Here is a 24,223-nt window from a genome sequence, read left to right on the forward strand (position 1 = left end):
ACCGGCGACGGCCCGGCGCTCAGTCGTCCCCGATGAACTCCCGCGCGAGCTTCTCGCCCAGTGCCACGGCCGTGTCGTGGTCCTCGATGGGCGAGACCCGGGAGTTCGGGAAGAGGATGTACGTCACGCCCGAGGCCGTGCCGCCGGCCGCCGGGTCGGGGTCGATGCCCAGCTGCTCGGCGGCGGCGTAGGAGGCCTCGCCGATGATCTGCCGCGGGCCGGTGTCGCCGACGACGGCGTACAGCACCTGGTCGTCGTGGACGACGGCGGCCACACTGCCGCCCCTGATGCCGGCGGCCGCGTAGTCCCAGACGGCGCTCGCGCCGGGAACGACGACGTAGGGCAGGGTGTCGGACCGCAGGGGCAGGCCGTCGGACTGGTGGAACGCCGTGTCGGGCAGGAACCACGGGTCGGTGCTCTCGTTGCATCTGTCCGTGCGCTGGCCGTCGCAGTCGATGTCCATGTCGGCCTTCCAGAAGACGGCGCCGTTCTTGCCGCAGACGGGGACCGTGGCCGGGGCGTCGGCATCGGTACGGTACCTGCCGTTCGAGACCTGCGCGCAGGACGACACCTTCGCGAGCAGGTCGTCCGCGCTGACCGGATTCTCCGGGCCGGACAGCGGTTCCGGGGCGCCGAAGGCCCTGGCCGGGAGCGGCCCGGCGGCGAGCAGCGCGGCGCCGAGGACCCCGGTCAGGGCCAGCATCCGAATGCGCACGTGGGGATTCCTCCTGCTGGGATCGTTTCCTTGCCTCATGGCCTGGTGGGCTGATTGCGGTGCCATGACCCCAGTAGAAGACTGGACATGCCGAACATTTGGGATATGAGCCCGGCTACCCGGGAGGTGTCATGTTCGTACGCGCCGTTTACACGACCGGCGATCCCCTGAAGATCGACGGTGCCATCAGGGCGATGAACACGGAGGGGCGCGACCTGCTGGAGGACCGTCCGGGCTACCGCGGGGCGAGCGTCTTCGTGGACCGGACGCTCGGGAAACTCCTCGCGGCGAGCTGGTGGAACTCGGAGCAGGCCCGGCGCAACAGCGACGAGGTGCTGCGCGAGCGGCGGGCGGCGATGCTGGAGCCGTTCGCGGGGACCCTGGCGGTCGAGAACTACGAGGCCCTGGTCTTCCACCAGGTGCGGCAGCCGCTGGCGGGCGGTGGGCTGCGGCTCACCCGCCTGGAGTTCGACCCCATGGACGCGGACCTGCTCGCCGACACGTTCCGGGCGACGGTCGTGCCCCGGCTGGAGACGCTCACGGGGCTGGCCAGGGCGACGCTGATGGTGGACCGGGAGCGGGGGCGCGGGCTGGCCGGCGTGCTCTTCGTCGACCACGCCTCCCTGGAGGCGTCCCGCTCGGCTCAGGCGGGGGCCAGGCACGAAGGGGCGGCCAAGGCGCACGTCACCGTGACCGGGCTGGAGGAGTTCGAGGTCGTCTACACCGACGTGCGCGGCGACTGAGGGGCCGTGCCCGGATCGGCACGTCTGCGGGTCCTTCCCGCCGGAACGCGTCCGCCCGCCGCTCGGACGGTGAGCGGCGGGCGGACGGTGTCACCGAGCCGGTGCGCGGTGTGCCCGCGCGGCCCTCAGCCCCCGAACGTCGCCGGGTCCGGACCGATGCGCCGGTCCTCGTTCAGCGCGCTGATCGCCGCGAGGTCCTCGTCGTCCAGGCTGAAGTCGAACACCTCGATGTTCTCCTTGATCCGCGACGGCGTCACCGACTTCGGGATCACGACGTTGCCCAGCTGGAGGTGCCAGCGCAGCACGACCTGGGCCGGGGTGCGCCCGTGCTTCTGCGCGATGGCGACGATCGCCGGGACCTCCAGCAGACCCTTGCCCTGGCCGAGCGGCGACCAGGCCTCGGTGGCGATGCCCTGCTCGGCGTGGTACTCGCGGGAGGCGTGCTGCTGCAGGTGCGGGTGCAGCTCGATCTGGTTGACCGCCGGGACGACCGACGTCTCGTCGATCAGCTGCCGCAGGTGCTCCGGAAGGAAGTTGGAGACACCGATCGCGCGGACACGGCCGTCGGCGTGGAGCTTCTCGAACGCCTTGTACGTGTCGACGAACGTGCCACGGGCCGGCATCGGCCAGTGGATCAGGTACAGGTCGACGTAGTCCAGGCCGAGCTTCTCCAGCGACGTGTCGAAGGCGCGCAGCGTGGAGTCGTACCCCTGCTCGGTGTTCCAGAGCTTGGTGGTGACGAAGACGTCCTCGCGGGGGAGGCCGGAGCCGGTGATGGCCTTGCCGGTGCCCTCCTCGTTGCCGTAGATCGCCGCTGTGTCGATGCTGCGGTACCCGGCCTCCAGTGCCGTGCTGACCGCGCGCTCCGCCTCGTCGTCCGGCACCTGCCAGACGCCGAAGCCCAGCTGGGGCATCTCGACGCCGTTGTTGAGGGTGATCTGGGGGACCTTGCTGCTCACGAGCTGTTGATCCTTACGGTTGTCGTCAGGTGGTACTGACATCGTCAACGATCACGGGCCGTCATGCATTCCTGACCGCCGAATACGTCCCGACGGATCGCCCCTCAGGCCTGGTACAGCGCCTCGACCTCGGCGGCGTACGCGCTCTCGATCGCCTTGCGCTTCAACTTCAGCGAGGGCGTGAGCAGTCCGTGCTCCTCGGTGAAGGGCTGCGCGAGGATCCGGAACGTGCGGATCGACTCGGCCTGCGAGACAAGGGTGTTGGCGGCGACGACCGCGCGACGCACCTCCGTCTCCAGGTCCGGGTCCCGCACCAGTTGGGCCGGTGTCAACATGCCTTTGTCGCGCATCATCAGCCAGTGCTCGACGGCTTCCTGGTCGAGGGTGACCAGGGCCGCGATGTACGGGCGGTCGTTGCCGACGACGATGCACTGGGCGACCAGGGGATGGTCACGGACGCGCTCCTCCAGCAGGCCGGGCGAGACGCTCTTGCCGCCGGATGTGACAAGGATCTCCTTCTTGCGGCCGGTGATGGTGAGGTAGCCGTCCTCGTCGAGGGAGCCCAGGTCGCCGGTGGCGAGCCAGCCGTCGTGCAGGGTCTCGTCGGTGGCCTTCTGGTTGTTGAGGTAGCCCTGGAAGACGTTGGTGCCGTGCAGCCAGATCTCGCCGTCGTCCGCGATGTGCACGGTCATGCCCGGGATGGGCTGGCCGACGGTGCCGTAGCGGGTGCGGTGCGGCGGGTTCGCGGTCGCGGCGGCCGTGGACTCGGTCAGGCCGTAGCCCTCGTAGATGTGCACGCCCGCGCCGGCGAAGAACAGCCCGAGCCGCCGGTCCATCGCCGACCCGCCGGACATGGCGTGCCGGATGCGGCCGCCCATCGCCGCGCGCATCTTGGAGTAGACGAGCTTGTCGAAGAGCTGGTGCTGCATCCGCAGACCGGCCGAAGGGCCGGGGCCGTCGCCCCACGCCTTGGCCTCCTGGGCGTCGGCGTACTTCACGGCGACCTCGACGGCCTTCTCGAAGGCGCCGGCCCTGCCCTCCTTCTCGGCCTTGCGGCGTGCGGCGTTGAAGACCTTCTCGAAGATGTACGGCACGGCCAGGAAGAACGTCGGCTTGAACGCGGCGAGGTCCGGCAGCAGGGCGGCCGCGTTCATCTGCGGCTGGTGGCCGAAGCGCACCCGGCCGCGGATCGCGGCGACCTGCACCATGCGCCCGAAAACGTGCGCGAGCGGCAGGAACAGCAGGGTCGCCGCCTCGTCGCCCTTCTTGGAGTGGAACACCGGCTCCCAGCGCTCGATGACGGTGTCCGCCTCGTACATGAAGTTGCCGTGCGAGAGAACACAGCCCTTGGGGCGTCCGGTGGTGCCCGAGGTGTAGATGACCGTCGCGACCGAGTCGGGCGTGACCGCCTGCCGGTGGCGGTGGACCACCTCGTCGTCGAGGGCGGCCCCGGCGTCGTACAGCTCCTGCACGGCGCCCGCGTCGAGCTGCCACAGCTGGTGCAGGCGGGGGAGGCGGTCGATGACGGTGGCGATCGTCATGGCGTGGTCCTCGTGCTCCACGATCGCCGCCGAGCACTCGGAGTCGTGCAGCATCCAGTAGCACTGCTCTGCCGAGGAGGTGGGGTAGACCGGCACCACCTGGGCACCGATGCTCCACAGCGCGAAGTCGAAGAGCGTCCACTCGTACCGGGTGCGCGACATGATCGCGACCCGATCGCCGAACCGGATGCCCCCGGCCAGCAGCCCCTTGGCGAGGGCGAGCACCTCGTCACGGAACTCGGCGGAGGTGACGTCCCGCCACTGCCCGCCGGCGTCCTTGCGGCCGAGAGCTACGGCCATCGGGTCCTGCTGGGCATGCTCGAAGACGACGTCGGCCAGGCCGCCCACCGGCGGCGCCAACGCCAACGGAGGGTTGGTGAACTCGCGCAAACCCCGCTCCCCGCTCCGAATGCCTCGGCTGACGCTCCGCGCAGCGCCGTGAAAGCTACCCCACCCGTCGTGAGGGCGGGAGGGGCGCAAAACCCGAGGACTGCTCACATATGCACTGGTCAGCGCCGGAAAATGCGCGCACATGGGGAAGGGTCGGACAGGAAACTGACGGTTGAGTAAGTTTCGGACCCGTAATCTCCACGGAATCTGTACGACCCGGTTACGCCCCGACTGTCCCGTCGATCATGTCACGGGCTGCCGCCGGTGCAACCGGTCCCCGCCCGCCAGGATCGTCGCCGCCAGGGCGTCCGCGGCGCTCGGGGCGGCCGGGCGGCGGTGGCCGTGGACCAGGACGAAGTCCACACCGCCCAGTGCGGGCAGGCCGAACCGGTCGGGCACACGGGCCAGGCCAGGTGGGATCAGTCCCCGCGAGTGCGCCATGACACCGAGGCCGGCTCGGGCGGCGGCGATCAGGCCGTTGAGGCTGCCGCTCGTGCAGACGATCCGCCACTCACGGCCCTGACGCTCCAGCGCCTCCAGGGCGAGCGCCCGGGTGATGCCCGGCGGCGGGTAGACGATCAACGGCACCGGCCGGTCCGGCTCCGGGCGCAGTCGCTCAGCGCCGATCCACACCAGCCGGTCGTGCCACACCAGCTCGCCCCGCGGGTCCTGCGGGCGCCGCTTGGCCAGCACCAGGTCCAGCTTCCCGGCGGCCAGCTGCTCGTGAAGGGTGCCCGAGAGCTCGACGGTCAGCTCCAGGTCGACCTCCGGGTGCTCGTGGCGGAAGCCCTCCAGGATCTCCGGGAGGCGGGTCAGGACGAAGTCCTCGGACGCGCCGAAGCGCAGCCGTCCGCGCACACGGGTGCCGGTGAAGAACGCCGCCGCCTGCTCGTGCACCGCCAGGATCCGGCGGGCGAAGCCGAGCATCGCCTCCCCGTCCTCGGTCAGCTCCACGGAATGGGTGTCCCGGGTGAACAGCGGCCGCCCGGTGGCGTCCTCCAGCCGCCGCACGTGCTGGCTGACCGTCGACTGGCGCAGGCCGAGCCGGCCGGCGGCCTGCGTGAAGCTCAGCGTCTGCGCGACCGCGAGGAACGTCCGCAGCTGGGAGGGGTCGTACACGCGCCCAGGCTACCGCCGTCATCGCGGAACGTGATGGCAGTCAGAGTGGTATGCCGGATTCCCGATCGCGGGACACCGCAGGACGATGGAAAGGGCACGTCCGTGCCGGGAACCCGAAGTCCAGCAGAGCGACAGCCGAGTACGACAGCGAGTGGTGGAGCACAGTGAAACGCCTGCAACGGCCGCGCCGGATGCCGATCGACCCGTACATCCTGCTGCTGCTCGGGACCGTGGGCCTGGCAGCCCTCCTCCCAGCCCGTGGGACTGCCTCCGACGTGTTCTCCGGTGCCTCCACGGCCGCGATCGCCTTTCTCTTCTTCCTCTACGGTGCCCGGCTGTCCACCCGCGAGGCGCTGGACGGGCTGAAGCACTGGCGGCTCCATGTCACCGTCCTGGCCTGCACCTTCGTCGTCTTCCCCCTGCTGGGCCTGGCCGCCCGCGGCCTTGTCCCGGTCCTCCTGACCCACCCGCTCCACCAGGGCCTGCTCTTCCTCACCCTCGTCCCCTCGACCATCCAGTCGTCCATCGCCTTCACCTCGATGGCCCGCGGCAACGTGCCCGCGGCGATCTGCGCGGGCTCCTTCTCCTCGCTCGTCGGCATCGTCCTCACCCCCCTCCTCGCCGCCGCCGTGCTCGGCTCCGGCGCCGGTGGCTTCTCCACCGACTCGCTGCTGAAGATCGTGCTGCAGCTACTGGTGCCGTTCCTCGCCGGGCAGGCGCTGCGCCCCTGGATCGGCGGCTTCGTCACCCGGCACAAGAAGGTCCTCGGCCTCGTCGACCGCGGCTCGATCCTGCTGGTCGTCTACACCGCGTTCAGCCAGGGCATGGTGCAGGGCGTCTGGCACCGGGTGAGCCCGGTCCGGCTGGCCGGGCTGCTCGCCGTCGAGGCCGTCCTGCTGGCCGTGATGCTCGCCGTGACCTGGTACGGCGCCAAGGCGCTGCGCTTCGGCCGCGAGGACCGCATAGCGATCCAGTTCGCGGGCTCGAAGAAGTCCCTGGCCGCCGGGCTGCCCATGGCGAGCGTCCTGTTCGGCGCCCACGCCTCGCTCGCCGTGCTGCCGCTGATGCTCTTCCACCAGATGCAGCTCGTGGTGTGCGCGGTCATCGCCAAGCGCCGCGCCCGCGACGCCGGAGCGGACGGCGCCGATCCGGTCAGCGCCCCGGAGCGAGGCGCAGAGTCACGAACCGCGGTCGGTACAGGGACACGTTCCGGTTGAGCTGCGCCGCGGCGCCGGTCGTCTCCAACCAGTTGACGTCGTAGCTGAGGACGACACGCCCGCCGCCGCTCAGCTCGGGGTGCGTCTGGGGGTTGTAGGCGGCGACCTGTCCGCCCTGCGGCAGCGCCGGGCTGAAGTCCTTCGTCGGCCCGTGCCACGGGCCGGTCGGGGCGCAGGCCCAGTACGACGTCACGGTCGTCAGCCCGGCGGTGCCCGCGGCCATCGTGAACAGCACGTACGTCCCGCGTACCCGCACCACCGAGAACGCGCTGCCCACCCCGGTGCGCCGCCCGTCCCCGAGCACCGCACGCGGCCGGGCGCCCGCCCTCGCCCACCGGGAGCCGTCCCAGTACCGCCAGGCGCCCGCCTGCGCGAGCCTGCCCTCGGGCACCCGGGCGACGTAGGCGTGCGAGGCCGGCCGGGACGCGGCCTGTCCGTCGTCACCGCCGAAGACGTACGTCCAGCCGCCCTCCTCGACCAGCGTCGTGCCGAACAGGATCCGCCGGGAGGGGTCCGGAACCAGCTGCTGGTCGAACACCTTGGCGACCGACTCGACCCGCAGCTCGGGCAGCGAGAGCGTGGCGACCTCGGTGGCGGTGGGCACCCCGTAGATCCAGGGGGCCTGCCCCGCGGCGCGCACCCACAGCAGTACCCGTACGACCTGCTCGGACGAGCCGGGGGAGCGGGGCTCGACGCGGGCGGCGACCGGCCAGCGCCACTGGTTCGGCGCCGGATCCGGGAAGAGCGGGGCGGCGAGGGTGCTCTCCAGGCGGCCGTCACGCATGACGACCGCCGAGTTGCGCACCAGCGGAGCGGTGGTGTCCCGCCAGGTGTGGGACTCGCCGAACGGGTTGGGCGGCGCGTACACCTGTCCCAGGTAGGTGTCCGAGAACAGCCACAGCAGCCGCCCGTCCGGAAGCCGCACCGAGTGGGTGCCGTCACCGCCGGTCCAGTCGTCGGTGCGGGTGGGGTCGTCGCCGTAGCGGGCGAACTCGCCGGTGAGCTTGTCGTCGGCCGACCAGGAGGCGACCGTGTGCGGTGCGCACGTGCCACCGCCCTCCCGTTCGCCGTCGTCCGGGAGGGCGGTGAGCAGCACGGCCGCGAGAACCAGGGCCAGCAGCACTCCGAGGCCGGTTCCCGTACGCTGCCGCGCTCGTGGGTCGTCGGGCACCCCTGGGACGGTAGTGGCCTCAGCGCACCTGGTCCATGGGCAGCCACAGCACGGTGTCGCGGGTGGCCGAGGACTTTCGGCCGGTGGCCTGTGCCGCGGCCTTGACCTCCGTGTCCCCGAGCGCCCGGTTCCACACCCGGACCTCGTCGATCGCGCCGGTGAGGAACGCCCGGCCGTCCATGCGCTGCCCGATGTGCACGCCGAACGGCGAGTTGCGGCTGACCGAACCGGCCACGTCCGCCGTGCTGACCGCGTGGCCGTCGAGGAAGAGCGTCAGCCTGCCGGCGCCGCGCCGCAGCGCCAGGTGGTGCCACTGCCCGTCGTTGTGGGCGCCCTCGGCCCACACGGAGGCGGTACGCACGGTCCGGAAGCCTTCCCGTGCGGTGATCAGGGCCCGCACCCGGTCGTTGTCGGGTTCGCCGCGCAGCCAGATCTGGGGCTGGGTGCCGCCGATCCCGCCCATCCACAGGAACGGCTGCTCGCCGCTGGTGGCGGAGTAGCGGAAGAAGAGCGAGGCCGTGAAGTCCCCCGTCCCGAGGGGGAGTCGGGAGCGGTACGGCAGTCGTACGGCGTCGTCGGCGCCGTCGAAGCCCAGGGCGCGGCCGATCACGCCGTCCGTCGTGGCGGCACCGCCGAGGACCGTCGCCCGGGGCGCGCCCGGCGCCAGGTCCGGGGTGGTCGGATCGGGACCGCGTCGGGGCCCGAGCCACTCCTCGGTGAAGCGGGCGAAGCGGATCTCGTCGCGCGCGTCGACGCTGCCGGCCTCGTACAGCAGCCCCACCGTGGACGCGTCGACGCCGACCATGTCGGAGTACCCCGACCAGTCCGTGGTCACGACCTTGCCCCGGTCCGCGCCGTCCCAGGCGGCACCGCCGTTCCAGGACGTCCGGACCATCATGGTGCGCCGCCGGTCGGGGTCGGCGGGCGCGGACAGCAGCATGCGGTCGCCCAGGCGGAGCGTGGCGCCCTGCACCTGAGGCGTGTAGAGGTCCGGGAGGCCGCGGAACGGGCCGGTGAAGCTGTCGCCGCCGTCGCGGCTGTACGTCTGCGAGCGGTGCCCGAGGTCGGTGCCGTCCTGTTCCCGGCCGCTGATGAGGATCGTGCCGTCGGCGCGCTCGGTGACGGTCACCTCGGAGGGCTTCTGCCGGAAGGTGCCGTCCGCGGCGGCGACGGGCCAGGAGTCGGTGGCCCCGATGCGCCAGCTGTCGCCGCCGTCGTCGCTGACGATGAGGGCGGCGTGGTTGGCGGTGACCCGAGTGCCGTCCCAGGTCTCGGTGTTGACGCCGAGGACGAGGCGCCCGGCGTGCTTGCCCCGGGTGAGCTGGATGCCGTGCACGGGGCCGGTGGCGTACCAGGAGTTCCAGTGGGCGGGCAGTATCTCGTCGCTCAGGTCGCGCGGCTCGGACCAGGTCCGCCCGTCGTCGTCGCTGTACTGCAGATGCGGAGTGCGATCGCAGGGCACGGAGCAATTGCCGCTGTCCGTACGGCCCGTGTTGTAGGTCTGCGCCAGCAGGATCCGCCCGGTCCCGCGGTCCACGACGGGCGCCGGGTTGCCGTGTGTGTCGCCGTCGCCCTCGTTGACGACCTGGAGCGGGCCCCAGGTGCGGCCGCCGTCCGTCGACCGTTTGAGGACGATGTCGATGTCGGCGGCGTCCCCGCAGTTGAGCACCCGCCCCTCGGCGAAGGCCAGCAGGGTGCCGTCCCCGGTCCTGACGATCGCCGGGATGCGGAAGCACGCGTACCCCGGGTCCTGGCCGGCTCGGAACAGCACCTGCTGCTCGAACGGTGGGGTGCGCGCGGTGGGTTGGGACTGAGCCGGACCCGGGGCCGCGGCCGTCGCCGTGGTGGCGAGGGCCGCGACGAGGGCAGCTCTGAGGCGTGCGCGAACTCTTGACGGCATGGTGCGGGCCCGCCCTTCATCGTCTGGTCATGCGTCCAGGCATCTGAACATTCGGACATCCCACGTCCAAGGTGCGCATCGCAGACGTTAGTTGGGTCATCGCACACATCACAAGAACCGTGCACGTGTCAGCTCACGGATGGAGTACGACGTTCCCCCGGCCGCCCCGTGCCTCGACCGTCACACCGGTGGCCGAACGGAACCCATTCACGGAACTGTCGATCCGGATGTCCGGCACTCGGTGCTGGCGGCGGATAACGTTCCGTCATGACCGCACCGCTCACGCTCGAACCAGCAGGCACCGCCCTGGTGCTCGTCGATCTGATGGACCGCATCGTCGCCCTGCCGCTGGAGCCCCGCAAGGGAACCGAAGTCCTGCTCACCTGCGAGGAGTTGGCGACCGCCTTCCGCGCGGCGGGCGGGACCGTCGTGCTGATCCGCGTCGAACGGCCCGGCGTGGCCGACCAGCCGCCCGGCAGCGGCCTGGTGGCGGGCCTGCTGCAGGAAGGCGACATCGAGATCGTGAAGCGGACGATCGGCGGATTCCAGGGCACGGGCCTGGACGACCGTCTGCGTGAACACGGCGTCAGGACCCTGGTGTTCGGCGGCATCGCCACCAACCTGGGCGTCGAGTCCACCGCCCGCGCCGCCGCCGACCTCGGCTACCACCTGGTCTTCGTCGAGGACGCGATGACCGCGTTCACGGCGGCGGAGCACGAAGCGTCGGTGCGGCTCGACTTCCCGAGGCTGGGATCGGTGGTGCGCGCGTCGGACGTGACCTTCCCGGCCGGCTGAGCCGGCGCCGGGCGCAGGCTCGCAGCGGGGCCCTTTCACGGCACAGGGGGTGCTCCCCGCCGGTTCGGGGCCCCGCCGTCCTGTCGTGGGTGCCTTCTCAGCCCTGGGCGGCCGCGGTCCGCAGGGCGAGCCGGTGTTCGCCCGCGTACACGTTCATGGAGCTGCCCCGCAGGAAGCCCACCAGCGTCAGCCCCGTCTCCGCGGCGAGGTCCACCGCCAGCGACGAGGGCGCCGACACCGCGGCGAGGACCGGGATGCCCGCCATCACCGCCTTCTGCGCGAGCTCGAAGCTGGCCCGCCCCGAGACCAGCAGGACCGTTCGGGACAGCGGCAGGTCCCCCTGCTGCAGCGCGCGGCCGACCAGCTTGTCGACCGCGTTGTGCCGGCCCACGTCCTCCCGTACGTCGACCAGCTCGCCGTCCTCGGTGAACAGGGCCGCCGCGTGCAGCCCCCCGGTCCGGTCGAAGACCCGCTGGGCCGCGCGCAGCCGGTCGGGCAGGCTCGCGAGCAGGCCGGGGTCGAGCCGGAGCGGGGGGCGGTCGCCGCCGTGCGTGTCGTCGACGGGCCAGCGGGCGGTCGTACGGACCGCGTCCAGGGACGCCTTGCCGCACAGCCCGCAGGACGAGGTCGTGTACACGTTGCGTTCGAGGGTGATGTCGGCGACCACCACTCCCGGCGCCGTCTTCACGTCCACCACGTTGTACGTGTTCGAACCGTCCGCCGTGGCGCCCGCGCAGTACACGATGTTCTGCAGCTCTTCCGCCCCGCCCAGCACGCCCTCGCTCACCAGGAACCCGGCGGCCAGCGCGAAGTCGTCCCCCGGCGTGCGCATCGTGATCGCCAGCGGCTTGCCGTTGAGCCGTATCTCCAGCGGTTCCTCGGCGACGAGCGTGTCCGGCCGGGTGGAGACCGCCCCGTCCCGGATGCGGATCACCTTGCGTCGTTCCGTGACTCGTCCCATGTCGCGCCTCAGTCCCGGTTCTGTACGTGCTGATAGCCGAAACGGCCCTTGATGCAGAGGTTGCCGTGGGTCACCGGGTCGTCGTGCGGAGAGGTGACCTTCACGATCTCATTGTCCTGCACATGGAGCGTGAGGTCGCAGCCACACCGCGGTACGCGCACACCGTGGTCGTCCGTGTCTGCGCCGACTCGTCCAGATACCGGCCGCCCGCTTGCCGATCTCGGACTTCAAGGACAGGGCCCCCGTCGGACACACCTCGATCACACCTCGATGCAGCAGCTCGTTGTCGACCCTAGGCTCCTCGCCCGAGCCGCGCGGAGTCCGGCCCGAAGCGGTCCGGTTTCGCTCCGTACTCCTTGACCCAGCCGGCGACCTCGGGCGTGGTCGACAGATCACGCAGGGTCGGGACCTCCTTCCCGGCCGCCCGGCAGGCGTCGAGGACCGTGGCGCGTCGTCGCCGAGGAAGCCACGCGTGCCTGCGCGATCGCGTGGCAGCAAGGGTTCGCGCACAGCGTTCGACCGTTCGTCGCGCCCTGCATACCGCTCACCGCATACGGTCGACGTGGCGCCTTCTCAACTCCCTTCCTCCTCCCTACCGTTCGGGATCATGAGTCCACCGGTCGCACCCCCGGGATGGAGCCGCTGGCTGGTTCCGCCCGCCGCTCTGTCGGTCCATCTGTCCATCGGCCAGGCCTACGCCTGGAGCGTGTTCAAGCCGCCGCTCGAATCGGCCCTCGGCCTCAGCGGCACGCAGAGCGCCCTGCCGTTCCAGCTGGGCATCGTGATGCTCGGGCTGTCAGCCGCGTTCGGCGGCACCCTGGTGGAGCGCAACGGGCCCCGCTGGGCGATGACGGTCGCCCTGGTCTGCTTCTCCTCCGGCTTCCTGCTCTCCGCCCTGGGTGCGGCCGTCGAGCAGTACTGGCTGATCGTCCTCGGTTACGGCTTCGTCGGCGGGATCGGCCTCGGAATCGGCTACATCTCGCCGGTCTCGACACTGATCAAGTGGTTCCCCGACCGGCCCGGCATGGCCACCGGCATCGCCATCATGGGCTTCGGCGGCGGCGCGCTCATCGCCTCGCCCTGGTCGGCGCAGATGCTGGAGTCGTTCGGCGGCGACAGCTCCGGCATCGCGATGGCGTTCCTGGTGCACGGACTGTCGTACGCCGTCTTCATGCTGCTGGGCGTCCTGCTGGTCCGGGTACCGCGCACCGAGCGGCCGGCCGGCGACGGGCCCGGCGCCTTCGACGGGCCGCAGGTGTCCGCCCGCAGCGCCGTGCGCACGCCGCAGTTCTGGTGCCTGTGGGTCGTGCTCTGCATGAACGTGACCGCCGGCATCGGCATCCTGGAGAAGGCCGCGCCGATGATCACGGACTTCTTCGCGAACACCTCCACACCGGTGTCGGTGTCGGCCGCCGCGGGCTTCGTCGCCCTGCTGTCCGCCGCCAACATGGCGGGCCGCATCGGCTGGTCGTCGACCTCCGACCTGATCGGACGCAAGAACATCTACCGCGTGTACCTGGGCGCCGGCGCGCTGATGTACGGGCTGATCGCGCTGGCCGGTGACTCGTCCAAACCACTGTTCATCGTGTGCGCGCTGGTGATCCTGTCCTTCTACGGCGGCGGCTTCGCGACCGTCCCCGCCTATCTGAAGGACCTCTTCGGGACCTACCAGGTCGGTGCCATCCACGGCCGGCTGCTCACCGCCTGGTCGACGGCCGGCGTCCTCGGGCCGCTGATCGTGAACTGGATCGCCGACCGGCAGGAAGCGGCCGGCAAGGACGGCTCGTCCCTCTACACCATGTCCCTGTTCATCATGATCGGCCTGCTCGCCGTCGGCTTCGTGGCCAACGAACTCGTCCGGCCCGTCCACCCCCGCCATCACGTCCCCGCCCCGGCGGCGAAGCAGAAGGAGGACGCCGATGTCCAGCGACAGCAGTAGCGGTCCGCCCGACCGGCGGGGGCTGATCGCCTTCGCCTGGGTGTGGGTGGGGGTGCCGCTCGCCTACGGGCTCTACGAACTCGTACGGAAGGCGACGCAGCTGTTCACCGGCTAGCGTCTGTCGCTTGGATCGGGTCGGCCGAGAGGAACAGGTCCACCAGAAGTCTCCGGGCGTCCGAAGGTCTGACCGAAGCCGACAACACGAACCCTGGATTCCTGTGGCATCACATGCAGTCGTACCCACGAGTCACTGATCAGACTGGTGAATCCCGCTACCCGAGGCCCGAGGGGATCACCATCGATGAACGGCTCGCGCATCGCCGCAGTCGGCCACTACCAGCCCGCCAAGGTACTCACCAACGAGGACCTGGCGGGCATGGTCGACACCAGTGACGAGTGGATCAGGAGCCGGGTGGGCATCCGTACGCGCCACATCGCCGGGCCCGACGAGCCGGTCGACGAGCTGGCCGCGCACGCCGCCGCTAAGGCCCTCGCGGCAGCCGGTCTCGCGCCCGGTGACATCGACCTCGTCCTCGTCGCCACCTCCACCGCCATCGACCGCTCCCCGAACATGGCCGCCCGGGTCGCGGCCCGGCTCGGCATCCCCTCGCCCGCCGCGATGGACGTCAACGTCGTCTGCGCCGGTTTCACCCACGCCCTGGCCACCGCCGACCACGCCGTTCGCGCGGGCGCCGCGCGCCGGGCGCTGGTGATCGGTGCCGACAAGATGTCGGACGTGACCGACTGGGGCGACCGCACGACCTGCGTGCTCGTCGGCGACGGGGCGGGCGCGGCCGTCGTGGAGGCGTCCGAGGAGGCCGGCATCGGGCCGGTGCTGTGGGGTTCGGTGCCCGAGATGGGACACGCGGTACGTATCGAGGGCCAGCCCGCGCGGTTCGCACAGGAGGGGCAGAGCGTCTACCGCTGGGCCACCACACAGCTGCCGGCCATCGCGCGCCGGGCCTGCGAGCGGGCGGGACTCGCGCCGGAGGATCTGGCCGGGGTCGTGCTGCACCAGGCCAACCTGCGCATCATCGAGCCGCTCGCCCTGAGGCTGGGCGCGGTCAACGCCGTGGTCGCGCGCGATGTCGCCGAGTCCGGGAACACCTCGGCGGGGAGCATCCCGCTCGCGTTCTCCAAGCTGGTCGAGCAGGGGCGGATCGCCGGCGGCGACCCGGTGCTGCTGTTCGGGTTCGGCGGGAACCTGTCGTACGCCGGGCAGGTCGTGCGCTGCCCCTGACGCCGGTTCCGTGAAGGGGGACGGGGGCCGACCTCGGTACGCGAGGCGGCCGACTCCCCGGTGGCCCGGACTTTGTGCGCCGTAGGCTGTAGACGAAAGACAATCGATTCCGGCCTTCCGGTGACGGCCGGCTACCGATCGCAGTCGCAAGGCGTTCGCCCGGGAGGGGAAACCGATGCCGTCGACAGGACTGCCGCAGGGTGCGGTGCCCAAGCTCGAACGGCCCGGTCCGCTGCGCGACCGCGTCTACGAGGCGCTGCTCGAACTCATCACCACCCGTGCCCTGCAACCGGGCCAGCACCTGGTCGAGAGCGAACTCGCCGGTCAGCTGGGCGTCTCGCGGCAGCCGGTGCGCGAGGCGCTGCAGCGACTGAACACCGAGGGCTGGGTCGATCTGCGACCCGCGCAGGGCGCGTTCGTGCACGAGCCGACGCAGGAGGAGGCCGACCAACTCCTCACCGTCCGCACGCTCTTGGAGGCCGAGGCCGCCCGGCTCGCCGCCGCCCACGCCGACAGCGCCGGTGTCGCGGTCCTGGAGCAGTTGTGTGCGCAGGGGGAGGAGGCCGTCGCCGCCGACGACGTGGACGCGGCCGTCGCCCTCAACGCCCGCTTCCACGCGAAGATCATGGAGCTGGCCGGCAACGCGGTCCTGTCCGAACTGGCCGCCCAGGTCGACCGACGAGTGCGCTGGTACTACACACCGGTCGCCCGCCGGCGCGGCCGGCAGTCCTGGATCGAGCACCGGGAGCTGATCGCCGCGATCACGGACCGCGACGAACAGCGCGCCACCCAGCTGATGCGGGAGCACACGGAGCACACGCGGCGGTCGTATCACGCACGGGCGAAGTGACGCCGGGATCCTGTCCGGCGGATCAGGCCGCATGAGGGCAACGGCACCTCGTCGAGGCAGCCGTGCGGCCCCCGCGACCGCGGTGCGACCCGCCGGACAGGCCTAAGCCCGACGGGTCGGCGGGACGATGCGGTAGCCGAGGCCGAGGACGACTTTGATGGTCTCCATCGCGAGGTCCCTGTCGTATTCCTTCTCGGACTCCGGCAGGTCCGCGTAGGGCACGAGCAAGGGGTGCGTCCGTTTGTCGTCGTCGCGGGCGGGGCCGTGGCGCCAGCCCTCCTCCAGGCGGCGCAGGGCCCACCGGTCGTGCGCGTTCTGCGCCAGGTGCTCGATCAGTGCGAGGAGTTCCGGGGCGAGCCGGATCCCGCTGGTGTCGACGGGAGCGGGTGTCCATCCGCCGGGGTCCGTCATGCCTCAGGCTCCTGAACCGTCCGGCGCCGGGCGGCCGGTGAAGTGGGCATCCATGTCACCGACGATCTGGGCCACCCGCTCGGCCTCCGTCATATCGGTGATGTCCGTGCCCTGTTCGGGGATCGTTTCACCCGAACTACCGTCCAGGAAGTACGGAATGATCGTGAGACGTCCCTGATCGCTCAGCTCACGGGCGGTCGCCAGCTCGCGCCGGCACCACTCGCTGCGCCAGTAGGCCTCGCTCACCAGCGGGACGAACACCTGACTGGCAGTCAGCTGCTGGACGAGACGGACCTGCCACTTCGAGCCCTTCGGGATCGTGTTGTTGTAGACGTAGTGGAAGAAGGTGAAGTTCTGCAGCTTGAGCGCGCGACCGACCTCCCGAGACAGTGCGTTGTCCGCGCCGGCGTTGCTGAGGAAGATGCTGCCGTGGGCGCGACCGGTGCTGCGGATGTAGCCGATGCCCTCGTCCAGGGTGCGGAACTGGTGCCGGGGAAGGTCGAACCGGTCCAGTTGCCGCTCCAGCTCGGCGACAAGCTCCGCCGGGTCCCGCCACCGGACCACCGGGTCCTGGGGGTGGGTGGCGTCACGCAGGGTCTCGCCCACGACCAGGTCGGAGACATTCCGGTCGGCCCGGTCCCCGGCCTCGTCGTGGACGACGTTGAGGGTGGGGATGAAACGGCCGAACAGCAGGGGATAGAGCCACTGCGGGAGATGCTCGGAGGCCACGTCGACGATGACGAAGTCGAACCCGTCCAGCTGGAAGGGGATCCGGCCCGGGTCCCTGAGGTCCAGACTCACGGTGCTGACGGCGTATCCGAACTTCCGCAGCACCTGAGTGAGCAGCGGTGTGGCCTGCTGGTAGGCAAGGGTGTCGGGGAGAGCCAGACCCACTTCGCCGAGGGGCTGGTCGCCCGCCGAGGAGTAGCCCTGCGCCTGCAGCAGGAGTCGGCGGATCGGCGCCTCGAAACCGCCGTAGGTGCCCAGCTCCTCGCGGTCGAAGACGAGCCGCTCGGTGGGCTCCGGGAAAAGGTGCGCCGGAACGCCCTTCTCGACGAAAACCAGGCGGGGTTTGCCCGCCCGGACGGCCAGACCGTACTCGTAGACGATGAACGGCGAGCACTTGTAGGTGTGCTGGCCTCGGCGCAGGGTCACCACGGCGACGAAGCAGGCGCTGCGCCGCATCACCATCTCCAGATGGCAGGTCGACAGCGGGCCGGACTGCGGGTCGACGGTGAATCCGAAGCGGTGCGCATCGAAGGTGCACCAGAAGAACTCGTTCACGTCCCGGTCTTCGCGCCGGTAACTGTGGCTGAAGTACGTGGGAATCCGCCGTGCCGTGGTCATGGCCGCCCGTTGTTCCCCGTCGCGTCCGTGCGCGGGCTGGCGAGCTGCACCCAGGTGCCCATCTCCTGCTGCTCGATACGAGTGACATTGGCGGCGAGCTCCCGGTCCCGGCTCCCGAGATCGGCATACGGCTCCGCCCCGGTGTAGTAGAGGCGGCGTTCCGCCTCGACGGCCTCGCGGGCCTCACTGAACCGCAAGTAGTCGTCCTGCCAGTGGAAGACGGACCGCAGGCCGGTGATCACCACGACGATGCCGCCCAGGACGGCGGGCACCTCGGCGTTCTGGGCCGAGAGGACCGCCGAGACCGGGATCGAGGCGGACACGAGCAGCACCAGGGTCTCCGTCAGCCGGAAGTAGCGGCGGGCCTTGATGGCGGCGTTCCGGTACCAGTCGTAGGAACCGTTCGCCACACGCATCGCATAGCTGGGCGCGGTGTCCGGTGAGCCGCCGGACCGGGGTGGGGGGTCCGGCACGGGGACGAGGGGCCCGGGACCCGGACGCGCGGCTGCGCCGTCGTGGCGGCCCGGCGTGGGTGTCGGTTCGTCCGGCGAGGTTCCCTGAGCCATCCGCGCTCCCCCCAAGCACTCCTGTCGGCAGGGAAAGGGTAGCCAACCGGACCCGTTTTCACCGCCTTCGCGCGCAGGAGCGATCAAACCGCCCTTATACGACCGACCCGGCTCGCACGGCAGTGGTCGTGGCCTCACAGCCGTCACCGGAACGCGTCAGCGTGCGCCCGAGCCCACTGCTCGAACGTACGCGGCTCCCGGCCCGTCACCTCCCGCACCGTCGGCAGCACCGCCGACTCGTCCAGCGTGCCGTCGACGAAGAAACTGAAGAAGGCGTCGACGTACGGCTTGGGCATGCGGGCCTCCAGCTCGGTGCGTGCCTCCTCGGGGGCGAGGCCGACGGTGCGCAGGTCGCGGTGCAGGACCTCGCCGAGGACGCGGACCCGGTCGGCGGGCAACAGCGCCTCGGGGCCGGTCACCTCAAGGGCCCGGCCCGTGTACTCGTCCGACAGCAGGGCACACAGGGCCACCTGTGCGATGTCGTGCGGGTCGATGTCGGCCGTGCGGACATCGGGGAACGGCACCCGCACCTCGTCGCCCTTGCGGATCTGGTCGGCGAGTTGGAGTGCGTTCGACATGAAGCTCGTCGGGCGCACCGACGTCCACGGCAGCCCCGACTCGCGCACGGCGTTCTCGGCGTCGATCAGGTAACCCGCGACCGCGTTGCCCGCGTCGCCGGTAGCCGCCGACTTCCCGGACAGCAGCACGATCCGTTCGACTCCCGCAGCTCGCGCGTCCGCCAGGATCTGCCGCTGCCCGCCGTAACCGGGCATCAGGAACATGGCCCGTACGCCGTCGAGCGCTTCCCGAACCGTCTCGGGCCGGTCGAGGTCACCCGCCACGGCCGTCACCCCCGCGGGCAGCCCGTCCGGCCGGCCGGAGCGGCTCAGCGCCCGCGTCGGTTGACCCGCTTCCGCCAGAACCCGTACGAGCTCGGCGCCCACGTTCCCCGTGGCACCCGTCACCAGAAACACCCCGTCCACCTCTCCCCTTTCCGGGCCGCGGCAGGCCCGGCGTCGTGCCCATCCTGCGGGGCCGGGGCCGGCAGCACCAGGGCACGGGATGTCTTTGTCCTGTGAGTGGAGAAAGTTGACGGCAATCTCTGCGCAACTTCTTCCCCCTCCTGGCAGCCACTGCTACGTTCCCCTCGAAAGCAGGCCACCACGTGGCCGAAACCCGGCGCGCACAGGCCGAATGAGGCGGGGAGGGGCTCGTGAGACGCATGACGGCGCGACCCGCGAACGCCCACCAGGCCAGGCTGCTGAAGCTGCTGCGCGACGGAGGGCCCAACTCCCGTGCCCAGCTGGGCGACCAGATCGACCTCTCGCGGTCCAAACTGGCCGTGGAGGTCGACCGGCTGCTGGAGACGGGCCTGGTCGTGGCCGACGGACTCGCCGCCTCGCGCGGCGGGCGCCGCTCCCACAACATCCGGCTCAACCCCGGACTGCGCTTCCTCGGCGTCGACATCGGCGCGACCTCGGTCGACGTCGCCGTCACCAACGCTGAGCTGGAGATCCTCGGTCATCTCAACCAGCCCATGGACGTCCGCGAGGGTCCGGTCGCGGTCTTCGAGCAAGTCCTTTCCATGGCAGCGAAGTTGAGGGCCTCGGGGCTCGCGGAGGGATACGACGGCGCCGGTATCGGCGTCCCGGGTCCGGTCCGCTTCCCCGAGGGCGTCCCGGTGGCCCCGCCGATCATGCCGGGCTGGGACGGCTTCCCGGTGCGGGAGGCGCTCAGTCAGGAACTCGGCTGCCCGGTCATGGTCGACAACGACGTGAACCTCATGGCGATGGGGGAGCAGCACGCGGGCGTCGCACGCTCCGTGGGCGACTTCCTCTGCGTCAAGATCGGTACCGGCATCGGCTGCGGCATCGTCGCCGGCGGTGACGTCCACCGCGGTGTCACCGGCAGCGCGGGCGACATCGGGCACATCCAGGCCGTGCCCGACGGCCGTCCCTGCGCCTGTGGCAACCGGGGTTGCCTGGAGGCCCACTTCAGCGGGGCGGCGCTCGCCCGGGACGCCGTGGAGGCGGCCCAGCAGGGGCGGTCGGAGGAACTCGCCGCGCGGCTGGAGGCGAACGGCACCCTGACCGCGTCCGACGTGGCCGCCGCTGCGGCCGCGGGCGACGCCACCGCGCTCGGCCTGATCCGCGAGGGCGGCAACCGCGTCGGACAGGTCATCGCCGGTCTCGTCAGCTTCTTCAACCCCGGCCTGGTGGTGATCGGCGGTGGGGTGACCGGCCTCGGCCATACCCTGCTCGCCGCGATCCGCACCCAGGTCTACCGCCAGTCGCTGCCCCTGGCGACCGGCAACCTGCCCATCGTGCTGGGTGAGTTGGGCCCCACCGCCGGAGTCATCGGCGCGGCCCGGCTCATCAGCGACCACTTGTTCTCACCCGCGTAAGCATCGCTCGGCAGCACACCGGTACGGCTCGCACGTCTCGTACCAGCTCAGTACGGCCGCACGCCTCGTACCACCACGGTCCGGCTCGCACGCCTCGTACCACCTCAGTACGGCTCAGCACAGCCCGGTACCACCTCAGTACGGCCCGGTACCACCTCAGTACGGCTCAGCACGGCCCGGTACCACCCGGTGCGGCCAAGCACCGCCCGGTACAGCTCACCCGCACCGCCCCTGCTCTGCCCTGCCCTGCCTGAAAACAGCCGCCCCGCGAGGGGACCGCCCTGAAACCGGCCCGCACGCCCGCCAAGGGGACCTCATGGCACCAGAACCACCGCTGCTCAGCATGTCCGGCATCACCAAGTCGTTCCCCGGAGTCCGGGCCCTCGACGGCGTCGACCTCGACGTCCAGGCCGGTGAGGTGCACTGCCTGCTCGGCCAGAACGGGGCCGGAAAGTCCACCCTCATCAAGGTCCTGGCCGGCGCCCACCAGCCCGACACCGGCACGATCCACTGGCGCGGCGAGGCGGTCACCCTCCGCTCGCCCATCGCCGCCATGCGCCTGGGCATCGCCACCATCTACCAGGAACTCGACCTGGTGGAGCACCTCTCGGTCGCCGAGAACGTCCACCTCGGCCACGAACCCACGGCCGCCGGTTTCGTCGTACGGGGAAAGGCGGCGCGAGCGGCAACGGCGCTGCTGCTCAAGCGACTCGGGCACCCGGAGATCGATCCGGCCCGCCTGGTCGGCGAGTTGTCCGCCGCGCAGCAGCAGATCGTGTCCATGGCGCGGGCGCTCTCGCACGAGGTCCGGCTGATCGTGATGGACGAGCCGTCCGCCGCCCTCGACCCGGACGAGGTCGACAACCTCTTCCGCATCGTCGGCGACCTGACCGCCGAGGGCGTCGCCGTCGTCTACATCTCCCACCGGCTGGAGGAGATCCGCCGGATCGGCGACCGGGTGACGGTGCTGAAGGACGGGCGGGCGGTGGCGGGCGGGCTGCCCGCGAAGACGACGCCGACGCGCGAGGTCGTGGCGCTGATGACGGGGCGCAACGTCGAGTACGTCTTCCCCGAGCGGCCGACCGACGGCCACAGGGACGGGACGCCGCTGCTGGAGGTGCGGGGACTCACCAGGGACGGCGAGTTCGCGCCCCTGGACCTGATGGTCCGGACCGGCGAGATCGTCGGTCTCGCCGGACTCGTGGGGTCGGGGCGCTCGGAGATCCTGGAGACGATCTACGGTGCCCGTAGGCCGACCGCCGGTCAGGTCCTCGTGGAGGGGCGGGCGCTCAGGCCCGGCAGCGTGCGGGCCGCCGTACGTGCCGGGCTCGGGCTCGCCCCCGAGGAGCGCAAGGCGCAGGCGCTGCTGATGCTGGAGTCGGTCACCCGCAATGTGTCGGTGTCGTCCATGTCCCGTTTCTCCCGCGGCGGCTGGATCGACCGGGCCGCCGAAGTGAGGGCCGCCCGGGCCGCCACCCGTGAGCTGTCGCTGCGGCCGGACAACCCGTCCGTGCCCGTGCGCACCCTCTCCGGCGGCAACCAGCAGAAGGCCGTCCTGGCCCGCTGGCTGCTGCGCGGTTGCCGCGTCCTGCTGCTCGACGAACCCACACGCGGCGTCGACGTCGGCGCCCGCGCCGAACTGTACGCGGTGGTACGCAGGTTGGCCGACGAAGGTCTCGCCGTGCTGCTGGTCTCCAGCGAGGTGCCCGAAGTGCTGGGCCTCGCCGACCGCGTGCTGGTCCTCCGCGAAGGCCGCGTGGTCCACACCGCACCGGCCCGTGAACTCGACGAACACCGCGTACTCGACCTCGTCATGGAAGGAAGCCCGGCGTCATGACGCAGCACGCCTCCCCGCCCCGGGACAGCACCGGCAAGGTGCCGTCGGCCGGCGCGCCACCCGCCTGGCGGGGCCTGACGGCCCGCGCCGACGTGCGCACCCTCTCCCTGCTCGGCGTCCTCGCCGTACTGATCCTGATCGGCGGCATCACCAAGCCGGCCGAGTTCCTGGACACCCGCAACCTCCAACTCGTCCTCACCCAGGCGTCCGTGATCGGCGTCGTCACCGTCGGCATGACCTTCGTCATCACCTCCGGCGGAATCGACCTGTCCGTCGGCGCGATCGTCGCCCTCGCCTCGGTCTGGGCGACGACGGTCGCGACCCAGGAGTACGGCTTCGTCGGCATCCTCTTCACGGCGGTGATCGTCGGTGTGGGGTGCGGCCTGGTCAACGGGATGCTCATCGCGTACGGCGCGATGGTCCCGTTCATCGCCACGCTCGCCATGCTGGCCTCCGCGCGCGGACTGGCGCTGCAGATCACGGACGGCAAGACGCAGATCGTCACAGTGCCCTCCGTGCTGGACCTCGGCGAGCGCGACGCGTACGTGCTGGGCATCCCGCCGCTCGTCATGGTGTTCGCGGTCGTGACGATCATCGGCTGGCTCGTCCTGAACCGCACCACCTTCGGGCGGCGCACGGTCGCCGTCGGCGGCAACGCGGAGGCGGCCCGGCTCGCCGGTATCGACGTCCGCCGCCAGCGGCTCTACCTCTACCTGCTGTCCGGACTGTGCTGCGGCATCGCCGCCTTCCTGCTGATCATCCTGTCCGGCTCGGGCCAGAACACCAACGGCAACCTCTACGAACTCGACGCCATCGCGGCCGCGATCATCGGCGGCACGCTGCTCAGCGGAGGTCGCGGCACCATCACCGGCTCCGTGCTCGGCGTCCTGATCTTCACCACGATCACCAACATCTTCGCCCTGAACAACCTGCAGAGCGACGTCCAGCAGATCGCCAAGGGCGCGATCATCGTCGCCGCCGTGCTGGTCCAGCGCCGTACCGCGAGCACGACCTGAGGAAAGGGTTCACCGCCATGTCAGAGCTCACCAGTCGCAGAGGGCTGCTCTTCGGGACCGCCGCCATGGGCGCGGGTGCCCTCCTCACCGGTTGCACGAGCAACGAGCCCAAGGACGAACCGGCCGCGAACGACCAGCCGGCCGCCGACGACAAGCCCGGCAAGCAGGTCACGATCGGCTTCGCCGGACCGCAGGCCGACCACGGCTGGCTCAACGCCATCAACGACAACGCCAAGAGCCGGGCGAAGAAGTACTCCGACGTCACGCTGGAGATCACCGAGGGGTCCAACGACACCGCCGCGCAGATCGGCCAGATCGAGACGCTGATCAACAAGAAGGTCGACGTGCTCGTGGTGCTGCCCGCCGACGGCAAGGCGCTCACCCAGGTCGGCCTGAAGGCGATGCGCGCGGGCATACCGGTCATCAACCTGGACCGGATCTTCAACACCCCGCAGGCGTACCGCTGCTGGATCGGCGGAGACAACTACGGGATGGGCCTGAACGCCGGGCACTACATCGGCGAGAAGCTCAAGGGGAAGTCCGACGCCAAGGTCATCGAACTGGCCGGACTGGACAACCTGGAGCTGACCAAGCAACGCACCCAGGGCTTCGACGACGCACTGAAGAACTACCCCAACATCAAGAAGGTCGCGCGCCAGGCCGCCGAGTTCACCGTCGAGTCCGGACAGGCCAAGATGGCCCAACTGCTCCAGGCCCAGTCGAAGTTCGACGCGCTGTGGAACCACGACGACGACCAGGGCGTGGGCGCGCTGCGCGCCATCGAGCAGGCCGGACGCGAGGACTTCCTGATGGTCGGCGGCGCGGGCGCCCTGTCCGCCTTCCAGGCCATCAAGCAGGACGACGGCGTCCTCAAGGCCACCGTTCTGTACCCGCCGACCATGGCCGCCTCCGCGATCGACCTGGCCCGCGCCCTCGGCCAAGGCAAGGGCGCCGGCGGCCTGGCGGAGTTCGAGATCCCCGCTTCGATCACGCTCTACTCGGCGGTCGTCGACAAGGCCAACGTCGACCAGTACATGTCCACCGGCTTCAAGTGATCCCGCCCGCACCCCCCACGTGCGCCACCCCGACCAGGACGAGGAGG

22 protein-coding genes and 1 pseudogene are annotated in these 24,223 nt (G+C 70.9%); 11 read left to right on the forward strand and 12 right to left on the reverse strand.

The features are described from left to right. Positions 1-19: 19 nt before the first annotated feature. On the reverse strand, positions 20-715 hold the full coding sequence (locus ACWCPI_RS31335) for a glycoside hydrolase family 75 protein (RefSeq protein WP_451041327.1): 696 nt from the start codon (positions 713-715) through the stop codon (positions 20-22). A gap of 131 nt (positions 716-846) precedes the next feature. Between ACWCPI_RS31335 and ACWCPI_RS31340 the strand changes: the two genes are divergently transcribed. Next, complete coding sequence (locus tag ACWCPI_RS31340) at positions 847-1,458, forward strand: hypothetical protein (RefSeq protein ID WP_451041328.1); 612 nt, start codon at positions 847-849, stop codon at positions 1,456-1,458. Between the two features lie 125 nt (positions 1,459-1,583). Here the strand turns inward: ACWCPI_RS31340 and ACWCPI_RS31345 are convergent, their stop codons facing one another. From ACWCPI_RS31345 to ACWCPI_RS31355, 3 genes are all read right to left on the reverse strand, one after another. Next, complete coding sequence (locus ACWCPI_RS31345) at positions 1,584-2,417, reverse strand: aldo/keto reductase (RefSeq protein WP_451041329.1); 834 nt, start codon at positions 2,415-2,417, stop codon at positions 1,584-1,586. Between the two features lie 104 nt (positions 2,418-2,521). Then, the gene (locus ACWCPI_RS31350) at positions 2,522-4,348 is read right to left on the reverse strand and encodes an AMP-dependent synthetase/ligase (protein ID WP_451041330.1); all 1,827 of its coding nucleotides are present in this window, start codon (positions 4,346-4,348) and stop codon (positions 2,522-2,524) included. Positions 4,349-4,591: 243 nt separating this feature from the next. Then, positions 4,592-5,467 carry a LysR substrate-binding domain-containing protein gene (locus ACWCPI_RS31355; protein ID WP_451041331.1) on the reverse strand — a complete coding sequence of 292 codons (876 nt, stop codon included), beginning with the start codon at positions 5,465-5,467 and terminating at the stop codon, positions 4,592-4,594. 191 nt (positions 5,468-5,658) lie between these two features. Here ACWCPI_RS31355 and ACWCPI_RS31360 point away from each other — a divergent pair, with 191 nt between their 5' ends. Beyond that, positions 5,659-6,684 carry a bile acid:sodium symporter family protein gene (locus ACWCPI_RS31360; RefSeq protein ID WP_451041420.1) on the forward strand — a complete coding sequence of 342 codons (1,026 nt, stop codon included), beginning with the start codon at positions 5,659-5,661 and terminating at the stop codon, positions 6,682-6,684. Here the strand turns inward: ACWCPI_RS31360 and ACWCPI_RS31365 are convergent. Both ACWCPI_RS31365 and ACWCPI_RS31370 read right to left on the reverse strand, forming a co-directional pair. Continuing rightward, positions 6,620-7,855: a DUF4185 domain-containing protein gene (locus ACWCPI_RS31365; protein WP_451041332.1), complete on the reverse strand. Its 1,236-nt coding sequence runs from the start codon at positions 7,853-7,855 to the stop codon at positions 6,620-6,622. The genes ACWCPI_RS31360 and ACWCPI_RS31365 overlap by 65 nt on opposite strands. Before the next feature lie 19 nt (positions 7,856-7,874). Further along, positions 7,875-9,755, reverse strand: a complete 1,881-nt coding sequence (locus tag ACWCPI_RS31370; protein WP_451041333.1) for an exo-alpha-sialidase — start codon at positions 9,753-9,755, stop codon at positions 7,875-7,877. 267 nt (positions 9,756-10,022) lie between these two features. Between ACWCPI_RS31370 and ACWCPI_RS31375 the strand changes: the two genes are divergently transcribed. Next, on the forward strand, positions 10,023-10,550 hold the full coding sequence (locus ACWCPI_RS31375) for an isochorismatase family protein (protein ID WP_451041334.1): 528 nt from the start codon (positions 10,023-10,025) through the stop codon (positions 10,548-10,550). Between the two features lie 97 nt (positions 10,551-10,647). Here ACWCPI_RS31375 and fdhD read toward each other — a convergent pair whose 3' ends face one another. Both fdhD and ACWCPI_RS31385 read right to left on the reverse strand, forming a co-directional pair. Further along, positions 10,648-11,511, reverse strand: a complete 864-nt coding sequence (gene fdhD, locus ACWCPI_RS31380) for a formate dehydrogenase accessory sulfurtransferase FdhD (RefSeq protein ID WP_451041335.1) — start codon at positions 11,509-11,511, stop codon at positions 10,648-10,650. A gap of 8 nt (positions 11,512-11,519) precedes the next feature. Beyond that, positions 11,520-11,959 (reverse strand): annotated as a pseudogene (locus ACWCPI_RS31385) (hypothetical protein); the annotation flags it as partial. Positions 11,960-12,118: 159 nt separating this feature from the next. Here ACWCPI_RS31385 and ACWCPI_RS31390 point away from each other — a divergent pair. The 4 genes from ACWCPI_RS31390 to ACWCPI_RS31405 all read left to right on the forward strand — a co-directional run bounded on the left by ACWCPI_RS31390 (position 12,119) and on the right by ACWCPI_RS31405 (position 15,540). Beyond that, positions 12,119-13,450, forward strand: a complete 1,332-nt coding sequence (locus tag ACWCPI_RS31390) for an OFA family MFS transporter (protein ID WP_451041336.1) — start codon at positions 12,119-12,121, stop codon at positions 13,448-13,450. Beyond that, on the forward strand, positions 13,431-13,565 hold the full coding sequence (locus ACWCPI_RS31395; RefSeq protein WP_451041337.1) for an MFS transporter small subunit: 135 nt from the start codon (positions 13,431-13,433) through the stop codon (positions 13,563-13,565). The genes ACWCPI_RS31390 and ACWCPI_RS31395 overlap by 20 nt, the downstream gene beginning before the upstream one ends. 186 nt (positions 13,566-13,751) lie before the next feature. Beyond that, entirely contained in the window at positions 13,752-14,690 is a 939-nt protein-coding gene (locus ACWCPI_RS31400; RefSeq protein ID WP_451041338.1) for a beta-ketoacyl-ACP synthase III, read from the forward strand. Between the two features lie 175 nt (positions 14,691-14,865). Next, positions 14,866-15,540: a GntR family transcriptional regulator gene (locus ACWCPI_RS31405; RefSeq protein ID WP_451041339.1), complete on the forward strand. Its 675-nt coding sequence runs from the start codon at positions 14,866-14,868 to the stop codon at positions 15,538-15,540. Positions 15,541-15,642: 102 nt separating this feature from the next. Here ACWCPI_RS31405 and ACWCPI_RS31410 read toward each other — a convergent pair whose 3' ends face one another. From ACWCPI_RS31410 to ACWCPI_RS31425, 4 genes are all read right to left on the reverse strand, one after another. Further along, on the reverse strand, positions 15,643-15,951 hold the full coding sequence (locus tag ACWCPI_RS31410; RefSeq protein ID WP_451041340.1) for a RyR domain-containing protein: 309 nt from the start codon (positions 15,949-15,951) through the stop codon (positions 15,643-15,645). Positions 15,952-15,954: 3 nt separating this feature from the next. After that, complete coding sequence (locus tag ACWCPI_RS31415; RefSeq protein ID WP_451041341.1) at positions 15,955-17,298, reverse strand: toll/interleukin-1 receptor domain-containing protein; 1,344 nt, start codon at positions 17,296-17,298, stop codon at positions 15,955-15,957. After that, positions 17,295-17,714 (reverse strand): DUF4231 domain-containing protein, encoded by a 420-nt coding sequence (locus ACWCPI_RS31420; protein ID WP_451041421.1) that lies wholly within the window; start codon positions 17,712-17,714, stop codon positions 17,295-17,297. Before ACWCPI_RS31420 ends, ACWCPI_RS31415 begins: the two co-directional genes overlap by 4 nt. Positions 17,715-18,007: 293 nt before the next feature. After that, entirely contained in the window at positions 18,008-18,829 is an 822-nt protein-coding gene (locus ACWCPI_RS31425; RefSeq protein WP_451041342.1) for an NAD(P)H-binding protein, read from the reverse strand. 257 nt (positions 18,830-19,086) lie between these two features. Here ACWCPI_RS31425 and ACWCPI_RS31430 point away from each other — a divergent pair, with 257 nt between their 5' ends. The 4 genes from ACWCPI_RS31430 (at position 19,087) to ACWCPI_RS31445 (ending at position 24,176) form a co-directional block, all read left to right on the forward strand. Further along, positions 19,087-20,268 (forward strand): ROK family protein, encoded by a 1,182-nt coding sequence (locus ACWCPI_RS31430; RefSeq protein ID WP_451041422.1) that lies wholly within the window; start codon positions 19,087-19,089, stop codon positions 20,266-20,268. A gap of 316 nt (positions 20,269-20,584) precedes the next feature. Then, positions 20,585-22,105 (forward strand): sugar ABC transporter ATP-binding protein, encoded by a 1,521-nt coding sequence (locus ACWCPI_RS31435; RefSeq protein WP_451041343.1) that lies wholly within the window; start codon positions 20,585-20,587, stop codon positions 22,103-22,105. Further along, entirely contained in the window at positions 22,102-23,121 is a 1,020-nt protein-coding gene (locus ACWCPI_RS31440) for an ABC transporter permease (RefSeq protein ID WP_451041344.1), read from the forward strand. The genes ACWCPI_RS31435 and ACWCPI_RS31440 overlap by 4 nt, the downstream gene beginning before the upstream one ends. 17 nt (positions 23,122-23,138) lie before the next feature. Further along, a complete protein-coding gene (locus ACWCPI_RS31445) occupies positions 23,139-24,176 on the forward strand; it encodes a substrate-binding domain-containing protein (RefSeq protein WP_451041345.1) in 1,038 nt (345 codons plus the stop codon). The last annotated feature ends 47 nt before the right edge of the window (positions 24,177-24,223 follow it).

It is taken from the genome of Streptomyces sp. NPDC001920, from assembly GCF_053594495.1.